The following is an 18,627-nucleotide window of genomic DNA, read 5'->3' as shown; positions in this document are numbered from 1 at the left end:
GCCGGTCCCAGAGCCGCCCGCGCAGCGACGGCCGAGCGGGTGCTCAGCCGGTGTGCACCTCGTCGAGCACCGCGAGCACGTAGCGGCGGGCATGCTGCTCGGCGGCATCGCTGTCGCCGCGCAGCACAGCCGAGGCGGCGCCGACATGGTTGTGCAGCGCTTCGGCACGCGGGTCACCCGGCGTGAGCCCGAGATTATGGCGGCCGCGCAGCACCTCGGCGATGGGTGTCTTGATCGCCGCGAGCATGAGGTTGCCGCTGGCATCGAGCAGCAGATCGTGGAAGGCGATGTCGGCGGCGAGGTACTCCTCGCTGTCGCCCAGGCCCGCATCGCCCAGTCGCTGCAGGGTCGCTGCGAGGTCGGCGAACTGCTGACGCTGCGAGTGCGTGGCGCGCAGTGCCGCCAGACGTGCGGCCACGGGCTCGATCGCCAGCCGCAGCTCCGTCAGGGCGACGAACTGCTGGTGGCTGCGCGCCCCGGTCAGGCGCCACTGGATCAGACGGGAGTCGAGGGAGCTCCACTGTTCGTCGGGCAGCACGGTGAGGCCGACTCGACGGCGGGAGGAGACCATCCCGAGTGCTTCGAGAACGCGCACGGCCTCCCGTACCATGGTGCGCGAAACGCCGAAGCGGGTCTCCAGAGTGGCGAGCGTGAGCACCGTGCCCGCCGGAATGACACCGTTGGCGATCTCGGATCCGAGTTCGTCGAGCACGGATCCGTGCGACACCGCAGTCACGTGACCTCACTAAAGTACGACCATTGAGTTCTAAAGATGTTACCTTTAGATGCTCGCGCGCACGCGAGCGCTTGAATCCTATCCCGCGGGTGCACGCGGCCATCGGCCTCGGCCCGCTGTCAATGGAGATAACGAATGGAAGACTGGACCCAGACGCTGGACGCGGGGCCCCTGCTGCTCATCGCAGCCGGCGCGATCGCGCTCATCCTGCTGCTGATCATCAAGTTCAAGGTGCACGCGTTCATCACGCTTGTGCTCGTCTCGCTGCTCACCGCCGTCATGGCAGGCATCCCGATCGCGGGTGTCGCCACCACGATGATCGGCGGATTCGGCGGCACGCTCGGAACCGTGGCCCTGCTGGTCGGCCTCGGAGCCATGCTCGGCCGGCTGATCGAGCACTCCGGTGGCGCGCACGCGCTCGCCGAGCGGTTCGTGCAGATCTTCGGTGAGAAGCGCGCGCCGTTCGCCCTGGGCATCGCCTCGCTGATCCTCGGCTTCCCGATGTTCTTCGACGCCGGCCTGATCATGATGCTGCCGATCATCTTCGCGATCGCCCGCCGTGTCTCCTCCGCGAACGTGCTGCTGTTCGGCATCCCGGCGGCCGCCGCCTTCTCGGTCATGCACGTCTTCCTGCCCCCGCACCCGGGCCCGGTGACCGCGATCGAGGCGTACGACGCGAACCTCGGCGTCGTCATGCTCGTCGGCCTCGTGATCGTGTTCCCCGTCTGGTACATCTCCGGTTACGTCTGGGGTAAGTTCGTCGCCTCCCGCAACCTTCTGCCCGTGCCGCTGCTGTTCGGCGACGTCGACGAGGACCAGCCGGTCAACCCGCCCAAGGTGTCGACCGTCATCATGCTGCTCCTGCTGCCGATGGTGCTCATCTTCCTGAACACCGGCCTCAGCACCCTGGGCTCGATGGGTGTTGTCGACACGACCCAGGCGTGGGCACAGGCTCTGATCCTCATCGGGAACTCGTCGATCGCCCTGCTCATCACCGTCATCGTCGCCACCATCGTGCTCGGCTGGCGCCGGGGCGAGAACGGCACCGCGCTGGAGAAGATCATCGACTCCTCGCTCGGCCCGATCGCCTCGGTCGTGCTGATCACCGGTGCCGGTGGCATGTTCGGCGCCGTGCTGCGCGCCTCGGGCATCGGCGACGCGCTCTCCGACACCCTGTCCGACCTGGGCCTGCCGGTCATCGTCGCCGCCTACCTGATCGCCGTCATCCTGCGCATCGCGCAGGGCTCCGCGACCGTCGCGCTGGTCACCGCCGCGGGCCTGATCGCCCCGGCCGTGCTGGTAGCCGACTTCAACGTGCTCGAGGTGGCGGCCATCACTCTGGCCACCGCAGCAGGCTCGGTGTTCGCCGGTCACGTGAACGACTCGGGCTTCTGGCTGGTCGGGCGCCTGATGGGCATGGACGTGAAGACCACGCTGAAGACCTGGACCGTCCAGCAGACGCTGGAATCGGTGGTGGCCTTCGTGCTCGTCCTGGTCGTGTACCTCATCGGCTCGCTCATCTGATCCGTCACCCGATCTGATCAGTCACCCAAGGAGATGACACCAATGCATCCGCTCTTCGACGTCACCGGCCGTCTCGCGCTGGTCACCGGCTCGTCGCGAGGCCTGGGGCGTGCCCTCGCCCTGGCCCTCGCCGACGCCGGCGCCCGCCTGATCGTGCATGGCCGGGATGAGGCCGCCATCGCCGAGACTCGCGCGGTGGCCGAGGAGCGCAGCGGCCGCGAGGCCCTCGCGCTGCGCTTCGACGTCACGGATGCTGCGGAGTCGGCTGCCGTGCTCGGCGACCTCGTCGCCGAGCACGGCGCACCCGACATCCTGATCAACAACGCCGGCCTCCAGCGCCGGGCGCCGATCCAGGAGTTCGCCACGGACGACTGGGATGCCCTGATCGGCGCCAACCTGTCCAGCGCGTTCTACGTGAGCCGCCCGCTGCTGCCGGCGATGGTCGAGCGCGGCTCGGGCAAGATCATCAACATCGCCTCGGTGCAGTCCCAGCTGGCCAGGCAGACCATCGCGCCGTACTCGGCGACCAAGGGCGGCATCGCCCAGCTCACCAAGGGCATGGCGGCCGACCTCGCCCGCCACAACATCCAGGTCAACGCGATCTCGCCGGGCTACTTCGCCACCGAGATGAATCGCGCCCTCGTCGAGGACGAGGCCTTCAGCGCCTGGCTGACGCAGCGCACCCCTGCCGGACGATGGGGCTCCTTCGACGAGCTCACCGGCGCGCTGCTCTTCCTCGCCTCGGACGCGTCGAGCTTCGTGTCCGGGCAGAACATCTTCGTCGACGGCGGCATGACCGCCGTCGTGTGATCCCACTCGTCATCCACACCCGACGCCCGCCGGCGTCCTGACGCATCGGAGGAGCCATGCGCGCCGCGTACATCGTCGAGAAGCAGAACCTGGAGATCCGCGAGAGCGCGGCGCCCGAGCCGGGACCCGGCCAGGTGCGTGTGCGCATCGACTACGTCGGCATCTGCGGCTCGGACCTGCACTACTACTACGAGGGCGCCAACGGTGCCTTCGTCGTGCGCGAGCCGCTGATCCCCGGGCACGAGGTATCGGGCCGGATCGATTTCGACCCGGCGGGGGAGTGGCAGCAGGGGATGCCGGTGACGGTGCACCCGGCCCGCTTCGGCGAGGCCGATGAGCGCTTCCCCGACGACCCGCACCTGTGGGCGGGCGGCTCCTACCTCGGCAGCGCGTCGACCTGGCCGCACACCCAGGGCGGCCTGAGCGAACTGCTCATCGTCGAGCGCGACATGGTGCGCGCCCTGCCCGCAGCTCTTCCCGTGCGCCGCGCCGTGCTGGCTGAGCCGCTCGCGGTGGCGCTCCATGCGCTCAGCAAAGCCGGCGACCTGGCCGGCCGCAGCGTGCTGGTGACCGGCTCCGGGCCGATCGGGCTGCTCACGGTGGCCGCAGCCGTCGCCGCGGGCGCGGCGAGCGTGGCCGCGACCGACGTGCTGCCGGGTCCGCTCGCGCGTGCCGCGCAGCTGGGTGCCGAGCGCACCTACGACGTGACGGCGGAGCAGGTGCCGGCGAACACGTTCGACGTGGTCTTCGAGTGCTCCGGCGTCGCGGCATCCGTCTCCACGGCGTTCGCCGCCGCCCGCCCCGCGGGCACGGTGGTGCAGGTCGGCATGGTGCCGAACGAGCCGCGCCCCGTCAACCTCGCGCCGTTCATCTCGAAGGAGCTGGTCGTGCGCGGCACGTTCCGCTTCAAGGACGAGATCGACGCGGCGGTGCGCCTGCTCGCGGACCGTCCCGAGATCGAGCAGGTCATCACGCACGAGTTCGCCGCCGATGACACGGCGGCGGCGTTCGAGGCGGCGAAGAACTCCGACGCCTCGGGCAAGGTCGTCGTCGCGGTCTGGCCGGAGGCCTGAGCTCCGGCCGGGCGACGCCGGCCCGCTGATCAGTCCTTGCGGTAGCTCGAGCGACCCATCGCGAACATCGCCGCGAACGACGAGACCACGCCGCAGACGGCGATCGCGCCGATGACCCAGAAGGTGACGTGGGAGAGGAAGGCGGCATCGATCATGCAAACAGCCTATCGAGGTTTCCGGTAGCATGGAGACGTTCCTCGGCGAGGGATGACGCGCGCGTGCGCTCATCCGTGATCGACGCGGTGATGTGAGCCCGGTGGTCTCGCCTCTCGTGTGCGTCCGAGGGTGCCGAAACCCATGACCACCGCGCGGCCCATCCCGCGCGTCTGAAGGAGAACAACATGTCCGATGAGAACAAGGTCGTCGCCGACGTCCGCACCAGCTTCGGCAAGGGCTTCGCCCGCCGCCTGCGCGCCGAGGGCAAGATCCCCGCGGTCATCTACGGCCACGGCACCGACCCGGTGCACGTCGCGCTGCCCGGCCACCAGGTCTCGCTGATCATCCGCCGCGCCAACGCCGTCATCGACCTGCAGCTCGACGGCAAGTCGCAGCTCGTCCTGGTCAAGGACGTGCAGAAGGACCCGGTGCGCCAGATCATCGAGCACATCGACCTGCTCGTCGTGAAGAAGGGCGAGAAGGTCATCGTCGAGGTGCCGATCGTCGTCTCGGGCGAGTCGTTCTCGGGCACCATCGTGACCGTCGACGTCGCGACCATCAAGCTCGAGGTCGAGGCGACCCACATCCCCGAGCACGTCGAGGTCTCCGTCGAGGGCCTCGAGGAGGGCTCGCACATCACCGCCGGTGACGTCACGCTGCCCAAGGGTGCCGCGCTGGTCGACGACGCCGAGCTGCTGCTCGTCGCCGTCTCGCTGCCGGCCGCCGAGGTCGCCGAGGAGAGCGCCGAGGAGGCTCCTGCAGCCGAGGCCGCTCCGGCTGCCGAGGAAGCCGCCGCAGAGTGATCTGCTGAGGATTCGGAGAAGGGGACGCGAGCACATCGCGTCCCCTTCTTCATCCCCGCCGGCACCACGGCCGGCACCCGCCCGCAGCACCGTCCGCATCCCGTGAGAGGATCACCGCATGGCGTCCACCTGGCTCATCGTCGGCCTCGGCAACCCCGGCCCGCGCTACGCCGCGACCAGGCACAACATCGGCCAGATGGTCGTCGACGAGCTGGCCGAGCGGCGCAGCGAGCGGTTCCGCGAGCATAAGGCCGGTGCGCGCGTCGTCGAGACCTGGCTGCGGCCCGGCGGCGACAAGCTGGTGCTCGCCAAGCTCAACACCTACATGAACGTGTCGGGCACGCCTGTCGCCGCCCTCGCGCGCTTCTACTCGGTCGACCCTGAGCGCGTCGTGGTCGTGCACGATGAGCTCGATATCCCCTTCGACAGCATCCGGCTCAAGATCGGCGGCGGTCACGGCGGTCACAACGGCGTGCGCGACATCGCGCGCGCCCTCGCGACCCCCGAGTTCCCCCGCGTGCGCGCCGGCATCGGCCGGCCGCCGGGGCGCCAGGACCCCGCGGACTGGGTGCTCGCACCGTTCGGCGGCAGCGAGCAGAAGACGCTGCCGATCTTCATCTCGGATGCCGCGGACGCGGTCGAGCAGCTCGTCGACGAGGGACTGGTCGCGGCCCAGCAGAAGCACCACTCCCGCAGCTGACCGGGACGCGTGAGCCGCTCAGCGGCTCACGCGCTCAGAATCGGTGACGCGCTCAGAACGAGCCGGCGAAGCCGATGCCGTTGCCGAGCCCGTACAGCAGCGAGACGGCGAGGAAGAAGCCACCGGGGCCGACGACGGCCAGGACGACCGCCGCGATGCCCATGCCGCGGCCCCGGCGCCGCGCGATCGCGACGATGCCGAGCACGAGTGCCAGGATGCCGAGGATCGTCGCGACCCAGAACACGATCTCCACCCACAGCACCTCGGTGCGCACCGGCGACAGTGCCGCGTAGACGATCTCACCGGAGATGCTCACGACGTCGGTGATCAGCACCTGGGTGCCGATCCGCACGGCGAGGATGCCGGCGATGATCGGTGCGACGACAGCGGCGAGCAGGGATGCGATCAGGGCGAACGCCCCCGTCCGCTTCGATGACGCCGGGGCGGCGGAAGGCACCTGGTATGCGCCCATCGCCGCCGGGTAGCCGCCGACGGGAACGGCGTACGATCCGGGCGGCGGAGCGGGCGCCGGCGGCACCGGTACGGAACCGGCGGGCGCGGGACTTCCGTACGCAGGCCTTCCGGTCGCAGGACCACCGGGTGCAGGGTTTCCCGACGCGGGGTTTCCCGGCGCCGCGCCTCCCGGAGCGGGGAACGGCTGATCGGTCACGGCATCCTCCTCAGGACGGGGCGCACGGGCGGTCAGACGCGACGCAGCAGGCCGACGCGGTCGTAGACGTCCGCCAGAGTGGCGTCCGCCACCTCGTCGGCCTTGGCCGCGTTCACGGCGAGCAGCCGGTCGAGCTCTGCCGGGTCGTCGAGCAGCGCGTTCGCGCGCTCGCGGACCGGCCCGAACTCTTCCACGACCACCTCGGCCAGGCCCTTCTTGAAGTCGCCGTAGCCGCGGCCCGCGTACTCGTCCTCGATGGCGCCGATCTGGCGGCCGGTGAGGGCGGCGTAGATGGTCAGCAGGTTCGAGACGCCCGGCTTGTTCTCGCGGTCGTAACGCACCGAACCCTCGGTGTCGGTCACCGCCCGCATGATCTTCTTCGCCGACTTGGCCGGGTCATCCAGCAGCCACAGCACACCCGCGTCGCTCTCGGCCGACTTCGACATCTTCGCGGTCGGGTTCTGCAGGTCGTAGATGCGCGCGGTGTCCTTCTGGATCACCGGCTGGGGGATCGTGAAGGCCTCGCCGAAACGCTTGTTGAAGCGCTCCGCGAGGTCGCGGGTCAGCTCGACATGCTGCTTCTGATCGTCGCCGACCGGCACGAGCTCGCTCTGGTACAGCAGGATGTCGGCCGCCATGAGCACCGGGTAGGTGAACAGGCCCACCGAGGTGGAGTCCTGACCGTACCGGGCCGACTTGTCCTTGAACTGCGTCATCCGGCCGGCCTCGCCGAAGCCGGTGATGGTGCTGAGGATCCAGGCGAGCTCGGCGTGCGCGCGCACGTGCGACTGCACGTACAGGGTCGACTTCGACGGCTCGATGCCGGCGGCGATGTACTGCGCGGCCGTGCGGCGGGTCTTCTCGCGCAGCTCGTCGGGCTTCTGCGGCACGGTGATCGCGTGCAGGTCGACCACCGAGAAGAAGGCGTCGAAGGAGGACTGCATGTCACGCCACTGCAGGAGCGCCCCGATGTAGTTGCCGGCCTGGAGGGAGTCGGCGGAGGGCTGCATTCCTGAGTAGAGGCGTGGTTTCTGAGTCACCGTTCAATCCTATTGTTCGTACGTGTAGTCGACGATCACCGGGGCGTGGTCGCTCCACCGCTCGGAGTAGCTGGCGGCACGGGCGACGGTGTAGCCGGTGGCGCGGGCAGCGAGGGCGGGGGTCGCCAGGTGGTAGTCGATGCGCCAGCCGCTGTCGTTGTCGAATGCCTGTCCGCGCATGGACCACCACGTGTACGGGCCGTCGACCTCGCCGTGGGCCGTGCGGCCGATGTCGATCCAGCCGAGGCCGGGGCCGGTGGTGCCGTCGACGCCCGCGATCGAGGTGCCCGCCGCCCCCAGGAAGCGGTCGAAGTAGGCGCGCTCGCGGGGCAGGAACCCCGCCTTCTTGCGGTTGCCGCGCCAGTTGCGGATGTCGAGTTCACGGTGACCGACATTGAGGTCGCCGGTGACGAGCGCGAGTGCGTCATCGGCGGCCAGCTCGCCCAGGCGCGTGGTCATCGCGTCCAGGAACTTCCACTTCTCGTCCTGCTTGGGGGTGTCGGCCTCCCCGCTGTGCACGTACGCGCTGACGACCGTGAGCGGCCGTCCACCGATCTCGAAATCAGCCTCCAGCCAGCGCCCGGCCGAGTCGAAGTCATCCGCGCCCAGCGCCGTGCGGGAGGAGACGGCGGGATTCCTGCTCAGCACCGCGACACCCGCACGGCCCTTGGCCGTGGCGGGGTCGTGCAGCATCGACCAGCCGGGGAATGCATCCTCGAGGTGCTCGTCCTGGCCACGGACCTCCTGCAGGGTGAGGATGTCGACGTCCGCGGCATCCAGCCAGGTGTGCATCCCGTTGCGGACCGCCGCGCGGATCCCGTTGACATTGACCGAGGCGATACGCAGGTGAGGCATGATTCCAGCCTAACGACGGGCACGGACATCGCCGTCCGCACGAACGGCTGCGCGCCCGGCTGAACTCGTCAGCCGGGCGCGCGTGAAGACCGCAGAGGGGTCAGCGACCGTTGCGAAGGATGGCCTGCTTGACCTCGGCGATGGCCTTGGTGACCTCGATGCCACGAGGGCACGCCTCGGTGCAGTTGAAGGTCGTGCGGCAGCGCCACACGCCCTCCTTGTCGTTCAGGATGTCCAGGCGCACATCGCCCGCGTCGTCGCGCGAGTCGAAGATGAAGCGGTGTGCGTTCACGATCGCGGCCGGGCCGAAGTACTGCCCGTCGGTCCAGAACACCGGGCATGACGACGTGCACGCGGCGCACAGGATGCACTTGGTGGTGTCGTCGAAGATCGCGCGATCGGCGATCGTCTGCAGGCGCTCCTTGCCCTTCTCAGGGGTGGAGTTCGCGATGAGGAACGGCTGCACCTCGCGGTAGGAGGCGAAGAACGGCTCCATGTCGACGATGAGATCCTTCTCCAGCGGCAGGCCCTTGATCGCCTCGACATAGATCGGCTTGGAGATGTCGAGGTCCTTGATCAGGGTCTTGCACGCCAGGCGGTTGCGCCCGTTGATGCGCATCGCGTCGGAGCCGCAGATGCCGTGGGCGCACGAACGGCGGAAGCTCAGCGAGCCGTCGAGCTCCCACTTGATCTTGTGCAGGGCGTCGAGCACGCGGTCGGTGGGGTACAGCTCGACGTCGTAGTCCACCCAGCGCGGCTCCGAGTCGACCTCGGGGTCGAAGCGGCGGATGTTGAACGTGACCAGGAAGGACTGCACGCCCGAGTCGTTCACGGGTGCTTCGGCGACGGCGGTTGACATGCTCAGTACTTCCTCTCCATCGGCTGGTAGTTCGTGATCACCACGGGCTTCCAGTCCAGCTTGATGTGATCCGTGGCGTCGGCCGAGTGCGCGTCGCCGACCAGGTAGGCCATGGTGTGAACCATGTAGTTCTCGTCGTCGCGCTTGGGGTAGTCGTCGCGCATGTGGCCGCCGCGGCTCTCCTTGCGGTTGCGCGCGGCGTAGACGACGACCTCGGCGATGTCGAGCAGGAAGCCCAGCTCGACGGCCTCGAGCAGGTCGGTGTTGAACCGGCGGCCCTTGTCGTCGACGTGCACGTTCTTGTAGCGCTCGCGCAGTTCTTCGATGACGCCCAGCACGTGGGTGAGCGACTCGTCGGTGCGGAACACCTGCGCGCCCTTGTCCATCTCGTCCTGCAGCTTCTTGCGCAGCACGGCGACGCGCTCGGTGCCGTTGCCGGAGCGCAGACCCTCGATCATGTCGTGCACGAACCCGGCGGGGTTCTCGGGCAGCGGCACGAACTCGGCGGTCTTGACGTACTCGACTGCGTTGCGGCCGGCGCGCTTGCCGAAGACGTTGATGTCGAGCAGCGAGTTGGTGCCCAGGCGGTTCGAGCCGTGCACCGAGACGCACGCGCACTCACCGGCGGCGTACAGCCCGGGGACGACGGTGCTGTTGTCGGCGAGCACCTCGGCGTCGTTGTTGGTGGGGATGCCGCCCATCGCGTAGTGCGCGGTCGGCATGACAGGCACCGGCTCGACGACCGGGTCGACACCCAGATAGGTGCGCGCGAACTCGGTGATGTCGGGGAGCTTGGTCTCGAGCACCTCGGCGCCCAGGTGCGTGCAGTCCAGCAGCACGTAGTCCCGGTGCGGTCCGGCGCCGCGGCCCTCGGCGACCTCCTGCACCATGCTGCGCGCCACGATGTCGCGCGGTGCGAGATCCTTGATGGTGGGGGCGTAGCGCTCCATGAAGCGCTCACCCGAGGCGTTGCGCAGGATCGCGCCCTCACCGCGGGCGCCCTCGGTGAGAAGGATGCCGAGGCCGGCGAGGCCGGTCGGGTGGAACTGGAAGAACTCCAGGTCCTCCAGCGGCAGTCCCTTGCGCCACACGATGCCGACGCCGTCACCGGTGAGGGTGTGCGCGTTGGAGGTGGTCTTGAAGATCTTGCCGAACCCGCCGGTGGCGAAGATCACGGCCTTCGAGTGGAACACGTGCAGCTCGCCCGTGGCCAGGTCGTACGCCACGACGCCGGCGACCTGGGTCGCGCCCGCGGCATCCTTCACCGTGATCAGGTCGAGCACGTAGTACTCGTTGAAGAAGTTGATGCCGAGCTTGACGCAGTTCTGGAACAGCGTCTGCAGGATCATATGACCCGTGCGGTCGGCCGCGTAGCAGGCGCGGCGCACGGGGGTCTTGCCGTGCTCGGCGGTGTGGCCGCCGAAGCGCCGCTGGTCGATCTTGCCCTCGGGGGTGCGGTTGAACGGCAGCCCCATGTTCTCGAGGTCGATGACCGCGTCGATGGCCTCCCTGGCGAGGATCTCAGCGGCATCCTGGTCGACGAGGTAGTCGCCGCCCTTGACGGTGTCGTAGGTGTGCCACTCCCAGTTGTCGTCCTCGACGTTCGCCAGCGCCGCAGCCATGCCGCCCTGCGCCGCACCGGTGTGCGAGCGGGTCGGGTACAGCTTGCTGATCACCGCGGTGCGGGCACCGGGGCCCGCTTCGATCGCGGCGCGCATGCCGGCGCCGCCGGCGCCGACGATGACGATGTCGAACTCGTGGTAGTGCACACCGTCGCGCACGACGGAGTCAGGGGTCTGCGTTGTCACAGTCATCTGCCTTCTTTGTCTACTTGCCCAGCGCCTGGCAGGTCTCCCACATCGAGCCGTCCTCCAGGACGCCCGCGCAGGGGTCGAACGTGAACACCACGAGAGTGCCAAGGATGATCAGGAGCGCCGCGGCCAGGCCGACCGCCCACACGAGCACGACGCGCGCCTTCTCGGTCGTGACGTAGTCGTTGATGATGGTGCGCATGCCGTTGGCGCCGTGGATGAGTGCGAGCCACAGCATCAGCACGTCCCACCACTGCCAGAACGGGTTGGCGAACTTGCCGGCGATGAACGCGAAGTCGAGCTGGTGGACGCCTTCGCCGAGCATGAGGTTGACGAAGAGGTGGCCGAAGATCAGCACGACGAGCAGCACGCCCGAGCCGCGCATGAACAGCCAGCCCCACTTCTCGAGGTTGACTCCGCGCTGACGGCGCGCGACGGGTGCGACGGTCTGCGTCGACATCAGTGACCCCCTCCGAAGCCGGCGAATGCGAGCGACAGGTGGCGCGGCGCGAAGCCGGCCATGACGACAACCCACACGCCGATCACGATCCAGAACAGCTGACGCTGGTACTTGGCGCCCTTCGACCAGAAGTCGACCAGGATGATGCGCAGCCCGTTGAACGCGTGATACGCGATGCCGGCGACCAGCACGAGTTCGCCGAACGCCATGATCGGGTTCTTGTAGGTGCCGATGACCGCGTCGTACGCCTCGGGCGAGACGCGGATCAGCGCGGTGTCGAGCACGTGCACCAGGAGGAAGAAGAAGATCGCCACCCCCGTGATGCGGTGCAGCACCCAGGACCACATCCCATGACTGCCCCGGTAGAGCGTGCCACGTGGCGACTTCGAGGTCGTCTCCGAAATCGACGGTGTCAAGCGTGTGCTCGTGGACACGTCGTCCTCCCTGCTCCTATGCGTCGTCAGGTCCGTGCATCCGGGCACGCCCGACCTCATCCATCCTATTCCTGTCAGAACGCTGGGTGCGACGAAGGCGACCCTTAGCGCGGTCCGCAGCGGGTGCGAGCATGCCGATAGGTTGGAGCGCATGGGGCGAATCGACGACTTCTACGCAGTGATCCCGGCCGGCGGCATCGGCAGCAGGCTCTGGCCGCTCTCGCGCGCGGACGCGCCGAAGTTCCTGCACGACCTGACCGGCTCCGGCCACTCGCTGCTGCGCGACACCTGGGATCGCCTCGAGCCGCTGACCGGGGCCGACCGGATCGCCGTCGTCACCGGCCGCGCGCATCGCGCCGCCGTCGAGGGGCAGCTGCCCGGCATCACGGATGCCAATGTCTTCCTGGAGTCCGAGCCGCGCGAGTCGGCCGCGGCGATCGGCCTGGCCGCGGCCGTGCTGCACCGTCGCGACCCTGACGTCATCATCGGCTCGTTCAGCGCCGACCATGTCATCCGCGGCACGCAGGTGTTCGAATGGGCCGTGCAGCAGGCGGTGCAGGTGGCGCGGCAGGACTATATCGTCACGATCGGCATCCCGCCGACCGAGCCCTCGGTCGGCTTCGGCTACATCAAGCGCGCGGGCGAGCTGGTGGTCGAAGGGGCGCCTGAGGCGACGCTCGTCGAGCGCTTCGTCGAAAAGCCCGACCTCGAGACCGCACGCGAGTACCTCGCGGATCGCGACTACCTCTGGAACGCCGGCATGTTCATCGCCAAGGCGAGCGTGCTGCTCGACGAGCTGGCGGCGAACGAGCCCGAGCTGCACGCGGGGCTGCTCGAACTCGCCGAGGCCTGGGACGACCGCGACCTGCGGGGCCCGGCCGTGGACCGCATCTGGCCGAACCTGAAGAAGGTCGCGATCGACTACGCGGTCGCCGAGCCCGCCGCCGCGCGGGGGAGGCTGGCCGTGATCCCCGGGCACTTCGACTGGGACGACGTGGGCGACTTCGCCTCGCTCACCAAGCTCATCACCCACGGACGCAAGAACGACCTCGCGGTGCTCGGGCCGAACGCGCGCGTGCTCTCGGACGCCGCCAGCGGCATCCTCGTCAGCCAGACCTCCCGCGTGATCAGCCTGGTCGGCGTGCAGGACATCGTCGTGGTCGACACCGAGGACGCGCTGCTGGTGACGACGGTCGAGCACGCCCAGCGCGTGAAGGGCGTCGTCGAATCGCTCAAGCTCACCGGCAGGGGCGACGTGCTCTGATGAGCGCTACCCTCTGCTCATCCGCCGGGTTGGTTTCGGCTTTGTAACCTTTCCCCAGCACAGCCTGGACGAGGACGCAAAAACGTCGAAACAACCGGTAACTTTGATCGATCCGCGATGGCCGCGGTCACGCTGAGGGAGGCATGAGTTGACCATCTCCACCACCAAGAAGCTCGTCGGCGCAACGATCGCCGCGGGCGTGATCTTCGCCCTGGCCGGCTGCGGCCAGGCCCCCACCGAACCCGGCGGTGACAACAACGGCGGCGGCGGCGAGGCGGCTTCCGACTTCATCCCCTGCATCGTCTCGGACGCGGGCGGATTCGACGACAAGTCGTTCAACCAGCTCTCCTACGAGGGTGTCGTCAAGGCCGCCGACGAGCTGGGCGTCGAGGTCAAGAAGGCCGAGTCGAACGCCGAGACCGAGTACGGCCCCAACATCGACAACATGGTCTCCGAGGGCTGCAATGCGATCGTCGCGGTCGGCTTCGCGCTGTCGCAGGCGACGGTCGATGCGGCCAACGCCAACCCCGACACCGACTTCATCCTCGTCGACGACGCCGCCGACAACGACTTCGACGGCAACAAGGACGCCGAGAACGTCAAGCCGCTGCTGTACAACACGGCTGAGGCCGCGTTCCTGGCCGGCTACCTGTCGGCGGGTTACTCCGAGGCAGGCAAGGTCGGCACCTTCGGCGGCATGGAGTTCCCGACGGTGACCATCTTCATGGACGGCTTCAAGCAGGGGGTCGACCACTACAACAGCGAGAACGGCACCTCGGTGCAGGTCATCGGCTGGGACGGCAAGACCGGCTCGTTCACGGGTGGCTTCGAGGCCAACCAGGATGCCAAGACCGTCGCCAAGAACATCCTCGACCAGGGCGTGGACGTCATCATGCCCGTCGGCGGTCCGATCTACCAGTCGGCTCTGCAGGCGATCACCGAGTCGGGCCGCGACGTCGCGCTGGTCGGCGTCGACGCCGACCTCTACAACACCGACCCGACCACGCAGGATGTCGTGCTGACCTCGGTGCTCAAGGCGATGGACATCTCGGTGTACGAGGCTGTCATGTCCAGCGCTGACGGCGAGTTCAGCGGTGACGCCTACATCGGAACGCTCGAGAACGAGGGCGTCGGCATCGCGCCGCTGCACAACTTCGAGGACAAGGTCGACGCCGAGCTGATGAGCCAGGTCGACAAGATCAAGCAGGAGATCATCGACGGCACCATCACCGTCACCTCCTACCTCAGCAACTGAGGTCACTGCACAGCGGGGAGGCCGCCACCGGCCTCCCCGCTGTCGTCTGCCCGGCGCAGTCTGGGCGACGTCACCCGCGATGAATAGGATCGACACATGAAGCTCGAATTGCGCGGCATCACGAAGAGGTTCGGCGCGCTGACGGCGAACGACCACATCGATCTCACCGTCCAACCGGGCGAGATCCACAGCCTGCTTGGCGAGAACGGAGCCGGCAAGTCGACGCTGATGAACGTGCTGTACGGCCTGTACCAGGCCGATGAGGGGCAGATCCTCATCGACGACAAGGTGCAGCACTTCTCCGGCCCCGGGGATGCCATGGCGGCAGGCATCGGCATGGTGCACCAGCACTTCATGCTCGTGCCCGTGTTCACCGTCGCCGAGAACGTCATGCTCGGGCATGAGACCACGACTTTCGGGGGCCGGCTCGACCTGGCCTCCGCCCGCGCGAAGGTGCGCGAGATCTCCGACCGCTTCGGCTTCGACGTCGACCCGGATGCCGTCGTCGAGGACCTGCCCGTCGGCGTGCAGCAGCGCGTCGAGATCATCAAGGCGCTCTCGCGCGACGCCAGCATCCTCGTCTTCGACGAGCCGACCGCCGTGCTCACCCCGCAGGAGACCGACGAGCTGATGGCGACGATGCGCCTGCTCAAGGCGCAGGGCACCGCGATCGTGTTCATCACGCACAAGCTGCGCGAGGTGCGCGAGGTCGCCGACCGCATCACCGTCATCCGCCTGGGCAAGGTGGTCGGCGAGGCATCGCCCACCGCGAGCAACGCCGAGCTGGCCTCGCTGATGGTCGGCCGCGCGGTCGAGCTGACCGTGCACAAGGAGGCGCCGAACCTGCAGGAGAACTCCCTCGTCGTAGAGGGACTCACCGTCACCGACCCAGTCGGCAACGTGCTCGTCGACGACGTCTCCTTCGAGGTCCGCGGAGGCGAGGTGCTCGCCATCGCCGGCGTACAGGGCAACGGGCAGACCGAGCTGACCGAGGCGCTGGTCGGCCTGCAGGACCGTGTGCGCGGCAGCATCCGCCTCGACGGCGAGGAGCTGCGCGGCCGCTCGGTGCGCGACATCCTCGACTCCGGCGTCGGCTTCGTCCCCGAGGACCGCGGTGTCGACGGGCTGGTGAAGGAGTTCACCATCGCCGAGAACCTCATGCTCGACCGGTCGGGCGGTGAGCCCTTCGTGCGCGGGGGGATGCTCCAGCTGGGCGCGCTCGACGAGTTCGCGCGCGAGAAGATCCAGGAGTTCGACATCCGCACGCAGGGGCCCACCCAGCACGCCGGGCGCCTCTCGGGCGGCAACCAGCAGAAGGTGGTGCTCGCGCGCGAGCTGAGCCGCAAGCTGTCGCTGTTCGTCGCCGCCCAGCCCACCCGCGGCGTCGACGTCGGATCGATCGAGTTCATCCACAAGCGCATCGTCGAGACCCGCGACTCGGGCATCCCCGTGATCGTGATCTCCACCGAGCTCGACGAGGTCGCAGCCCTCGCGGACCGCATCCTCGTGATGTACCGGGGCCGCGTCGTCGGGATCGTGCCCGGTGACACCCCGCGCGAGAAGCTCGGCCTGATGATGGCAGGAATCACCGGCGACGCCGTGAACGAAGGAGTGCAGGCATGACCGCCGCACAGACACAGGCACCGCCGCGCGGCGGTGCCGAGACGCCGCCGCCCTCGCGCTGGCGCGAGGCGATGCACCGGATCGTCGCCGGGAACGCGATCATCTCGCTGCTCGCGGTCGTGGCCGCGATCCTGGTCGGCTCGATCATGATCGCCGCGACCGACGACCACGTGCAGGCCGCCGCCGGGTACTTCTTCCAGCGCCCCGGTGACACCTTCTCGGCCATCGGCAGCGCGGTCGGCGGGGCGTACGCCGCGCTGTTCCGCGGCTCGATCTACAACTTCAACGCCGACTCCTTCGCGATCGGCATCCGGCCGCTGACCGAGACGCTGAAGTTCGCGACTCCGCTGATCGCGGCCGGTCTCGGCGTCGGCCTGGCGTTCCGGGCGGGCCTGTTCAACATCGGCGGTCAGGGTCAGATGCTGATGGCGGCCGCCGCCGCGGGATACGTGGCGACCACCTGGGACCTGCCGTTCCCGCTGCACATGATCGCCGCGATCCTCGCGGGAATCGTCGCGGGCGCGATCTGGGCCGGCATCGCCGGCCTGCTCAAGGCGCGCACCGGGGCGCACGAGGTGATCGTGACGATCATGCTCAACCACATCGCCGTCTACCTGCTGGCCTGGATGCTCGCCACGCAGGGCGTGCTGCAGGCGCCGGGCTCGAACAACCCGAAGACCGCGCCGATGGCCGAGTCGGCGGTGCTGCCGCTGATCGCCGGGCCGATGTACAAGCTGCACCTCGGCTTCCTGCTCGCGCTGGTGGCCGTCGCCGTCACCTGGATGATCCTGGAGCGCTCGAGCCTCGGATTCCGGTTCCGCGCGGTGGGCATCAACCCCGCCGCTGCGCGCACCGCCGGCATCTCGGTGGGCTGGTCGTACTTCCTCGTCATGGTCATCGCCGGCGCCCTCGTGGGCCTCGCCGGTGTCAGCCAGGTGCTCGGCACCGAGCCGAAGGGCTTCAGCGGCGGCATCGACGCGGGCATCGGGTTCGACGCGATCACCGTCGCCCTGCTCGGCCGCTCCCGTCCGCTGGGCATCCTCGGCGCCGGCCTGCTGTTCGGCGCCTTCAAGACCGGCGGCTTCACGATGCAGGCGTCGCAGGGCGTGCCGATCGAGATCGTGCTCGTCGTGCAGTCGCTGATCGTGCTGTTCATCGCCGCTCCGCCGCTCGTGCGTGCCATGTTCGGCCTGCCTCAGCCGGGCACGTCCTCGCGCCGTCAGCGTCGCGCCGCCCAGCGCCGCGCCGCGGCTGCAGAAGGAAAGGAGGTGTCGGCATGAGCGCCGTCGCCCTCGACGCGCAGCCGCGCGCCGTGACCGTCGTGTCGTGGAAGACCCCGGTCATCCTCGCCGTCGTCACCGTGCTATTCGCGCTGCTGCCGATCCTCGTCCCTCGTCCGGGCGATGCCACCTTCCGGTTCTCATCGGGCCGCGACGCGATCCAGCTGCCCGAGTTGGTCGTGCCGGGCACCGGTACGGCCTGGGCCGCAGTCGTGATCGGTGCGATCATCGCGGCCGTCGCCTTCGTGCTCGTCTCGCGCCGGCGCACCGTTCCGCTGTGGCTGACCGCGGTGCTCGTCGTCGCGGTCATCTTCGGCTTCCTCGCCTGGGCGGCTGCCGGGAGCACCGGCACCCTGCCGATGGTCGGCCTGCTCGGTGGTGCGCTGGCCCTGGCGACGCCGCTGATCTTCGGCGCCCTGGGCGGCGTGATCGGCGAGCGCGCCGGCGTGGTGAACATCGCCATCGAGGCGCAGCTGCTCGCCGGCGCCTTCACCGCCGCGATCGCCGGCTCGCTGAGCGGGTCGCCGTGGGTCGGTCTGATCGCCGCGATGGCAGCGGGCGTGCTCGTGGCGCTGGTGCTGGGCGTGTTCGCCATCACCTACTACGTCGACCAGGTCATCGTCGGTGTCGTGCTGAACGTGCTCGTGATCGGCCTGACCACGTTCCTGTTCCGCCAGGTGCTCGCGCCGAACCAGGCCACCATGAACACCGTCACCCCGTTCCCGGTGCTGCCGCTGCCGCTGCTGAGCGAGATCCCGATCCTCGGGCCGATCCTGTTCCGCCAGACGATCGTCGTGTACCTGATGTACGTCGTCGTCTTCGTCGTCTGGTTCGGCATGTACCGCACCCGCTGGGGTCTGCGCATGCGCGCGGTCGGCGAGCACCCGCAGGCGGCCGACACGGTCGGCATCAACGTGGCACGCACGCGCTACATGAACGTGCTCATAGCCGGTGCCATCGCGGGTATGGGCGGTGCGTTCTACACGCTCGTCTCGGTTCCCCGGTTCAACCCCGAGATGACCGCAGGCGCGGGCTTCATCGCGCTGGCCGCCGTCATCTTCGGCAAGTGGGATCCCATCAAGGCGACCCTGGCAGCGCTGCTGTTCGGCTTCGCGACGAACCTGCAGGGCGTGCTGAGTGTCATCGGCTCGCCGGTGCCGAGCCAGTTCATGCTGATGCTGCCGTACGTCGTGACGATCTTCGCCGTGGCCGGGCTGGTGGGCAAGTCCCGCGCACCCGCCGCTGACGGCCAGCCCTACATCAAGTCCTGAGGA

The 18,627-nt window shown here is 68.7% G+C and carries 19 protein-coding genes; 10 read left to right on the top strand and 9 right to left on the bottom strand.

The features are described from left to right. Window positions 1–43: 43 nt before the first annotated feature. The gene (locus H7694_RS10755; RefSeq protein WP_193596505.1) at window positions 44–736 is read right to left on the bottom strand and encodes a FadR/GntR family transcriptional regulator; all 693 of its coding nucleotides are present in this window, start codon (window positions 734–736) and stop codon (window positions 44–46) included. Between the two features lie 135 nt (window positions 737–871). Between H7694_RS10755 and H7694_RS10750 the strand changes: the two genes are divergently transcribed. The 3 genes from H7694_RS10750 to H7694_RS10740 are packed head-to-tail and all read left to right on the top strand — an operon-like array spanning window position 872 to window position 4,143. Further along, window positions 872–2,260 carry a GntP family permease gene (locus tag H7694_RS10750; RefSeq protein WP_193596504.1) on the top strand — a complete coding sequence of 463 codons (1,389 nt, stop codon included), beginning with the start codon at window positions 872–874 and terminating at the stop codon, window positions 2,258–2,260. Window positions 2,261–2,302: 42 nt separating this feature from the next. Next, entirely contained in the window at window positions 2,303–3,070 is a 768-nt protein-coding gene (locus tag H7694_RS10745) for an SDR family oxidoreductase (RefSeq protein ID WP_193596503.1), read from the top strand. Between the two features lie 56 nt (window positions 3,071–3,126). Beyond that, on the top strand, window positions 3,127–4,143 hold the full coding sequence (locus H7694_RS10740) for a zinc-binding dehydrogenase (RefSeq protein WP_193596502.1): 1,017 nt from the start codon (window positions 3,127–3,129) through the stop codon (window positions 4,141–4,143). A 29-nt stretch (window positions 4,144–4,172) separates the two neighbouring features. Here the strand turns inward: H7694_RS10740 and H7694_RS17795 are convergent, their stop codons facing one another. After that, entirely contained in the window at window positions 4,173–4,298 is a 126-nt protein-coding gene (locus H7694_RS17795; RefSeq protein ID WP_264674903.1) for a hypothetical protein, read from the bottom strand. A 186-nt stretch (window positions 4,299–4,484) separates the two neighbouring features. Between H7694_RS17795 and H7694_RS10735 the strand changes: the two genes are divergently transcribed. Together H7694_RS10735 and pth are read left to right on the top strand one after the other, a co-directional pair. Then, window positions 4,485–5,102, top strand: a complete 618-nt coding sequence (locus H7694_RS10735) for a 50S ribosomal protein L25/general stress protein Ctc (RefSeq protein WP_193596501.1) — start codon at window positions 4,485–4,487, stop codon at window positions 5,100–5,102. A gap of 118 nt (window positions 5,103–5,220) precedes the next feature. Further along, entirely contained in the window at window positions 5,221–5,802 is a 582-nt protein-coding gene (gene pth, locus H7694_RS10730) for an aminoacyl-tRNA hydrolase (protein WP_193596500.1), read from the top strand. Between the two features lie 52 nt (window positions 5,803–5,854). Here pth and H7694_RS10725 read toward each other — a convergent pair whose 3' ends face one another. The 7 genes from H7694_RS10725 to sdhC form a co-directional block, all read right to left on the bottom strand. Further along, window positions 5,855–6,274, bottom strand: coding sequence for a hypothetical protein (locus H7694_RS10725; RefSeq protein ID WP_193596499.1), 420 nt, complete (start codon window positions 6,272–6,274; stop codon window positions 5,855–5,857). Window positions 6,275–6,504: 230 nt separating this feature from the next. Next, entirely contained in the window at window positions 6,505–7,512 is a 1,008-nt protein-coding gene (trpS, locus tag H7694_RS10720) for a tryptophan--tRNA ligase (RefSeq protein ID WP_193596498.1), read from the bottom strand. 9 nt (window positions 7,513–7,521) lie between these two features. After that, window positions 7,522–8,367 carry an exodeoxyribonuclease III gene (locus tag H7694_RS10715; RefSeq protein WP_193596497.1) on the bottom strand — a complete coding sequence of 282 codons (846 nt, stop codon included), beginning with the start codon at window positions 8,365–8,367 and terminating at the stop codon, window positions 7,522–7,524. A gap of 100 nt (window positions 8,368–8,467) precedes the next feature. After that, window positions 8,468–9,226, bottom strand: a complete 759-nt coding sequence (locus H7694_RS10710) for a succinate dehydrogenase iron-sulfur subunit (protein WP_193596496.1) — start codon at window positions 9,224–9,226, stop codon at window positions 8,468–8,470. 2 nt (window positions 9,227–9,228) lie between these two features. Next, on the bottom strand, window positions 9,229–11,034 hold the full coding sequence (gene sdhA, locus H7694_RS10705) for a succinate dehydrogenase flavoprotein subunit (protein ID WP_193599181.1): 1,806 nt from the start codon (window positions 11,032–11,034) through the stop codon (window positions 9,229–9,231). A gap of 19 nt (window positions 11,035–11,053) precedes the next feature. Further along, on the bottom strand, window positions 11,054–11,497 hold the full coding sequence (gene sdhD, locus H7694_RS10700; protein ID WP_193596495.1) for a succinate dehydrogenase, hydrophobic membrane anchor protein: 444 nt from the start codon (window positions 11,495–11,497) through the stop codon (window positions 11,054–11,056). Then, complete coding sequence (gene sdhC / locus H7694_RS10695; RefSeq protein WP_227468071.1) at window positions 11,497–11,931, bottom strand: succinate dehydrogenase, cytochrome b556 subunit; 435 nt, start codon at window positions 11,929–11,931, stop codon at window positions 11,497–11,499. Before sdhC ends, sdhD begins: the two co-directional genes overlap by 1 nt. Before the next feature lie 151 nt (window positions 11,932–12,082). On the opposite strand from sdhC, the gene H7694_RS10690 reads away from it, so the two are divergent. The 5 genes from H7694_RS10690 to H7694_RS10670 all read left to right on the top strand — a co-directional run bounded on the left by H7694_RS10690 (window position 12,083) and on the right by H7694_RS10670 (window position 18,624). Next, window positions 12,083–13,195 (top strand): mannose-1-phosphate guanylyltransferase, encoded by a 1,113-nt coding sequence (locus H7694_RS10690; RefSeq protein WP_193596493.1) that lies wholly within the window; start codon window positions 12,083–12,085, stop codon window positions 13,193–13,195. Between the two features lie 148 nt (window positions 13,196–13,343). Beyond that, entirely contained in the window at window positions 13,344–14,450 is a 1,107-nt protein-coding gene (locus H7694_RS10685; protein WP_193596492.1) for a BMP family lipoprotein, read from the top strand. Window positions 14,451–14,546: 96 nt separating this feature from the next. Beyond that, on the top strand, window positions 14,547–16,073 hold the full coding sequence (locus H7694_RS10680) for an ABC transporter ATP-binding protein (protein WP_193596491.1): 1,527 nt from the start codon (window positions 14,547–14,549) through the stop codon (window positions 16,071–16,073). Next, window positions 16,070–17,353, top strand: coding sequence for an ABC transporter permease (locus H7694_RS10675; RefSeq protein ID WP_193596490.1), 1,284 nt, complete (start codon window positions 16,070–16,072; stop codon window positions 17,351–17,353). The genes H7694_RS10680 and H7694_RS10675 overlap by 4 nt, the downstream gene beginning before the upstream one ends. Continuing rightward, on the top strand, window positions 17,350–18,624 hold the full coding sequence (locus H7694_RS10670; protein WP_193596489.1) for an ABC transporter permease: 1,275 nt from the start codon (window positions 17,350–17,352) through the stop codon (window positions 18,622–18,624). The genes H7694_RS10675 and H7694_RS10670 overlap by 4 nt, the downstream gene beginning before the upstream one ends. Window positions 18,625–18,627 lie beyond the last annotated feature (3 nt).

Origin of the sequence: Microbacterium sp. YJN-G (genome assembly GCF_015040615.1) — a bacterium.
In the GTDB taxonomy this organism is placed as follows: Bacteria; Actinomycetota; Actinomycetes; order Actinomycetales; family Microbacteriaceae; genus Microbacterium.
The sequence above is the reverse complement of the archived record's forward strand: the minus strand, read 5'-3'. Positions and strand labels throughout refer to the sequence as shown.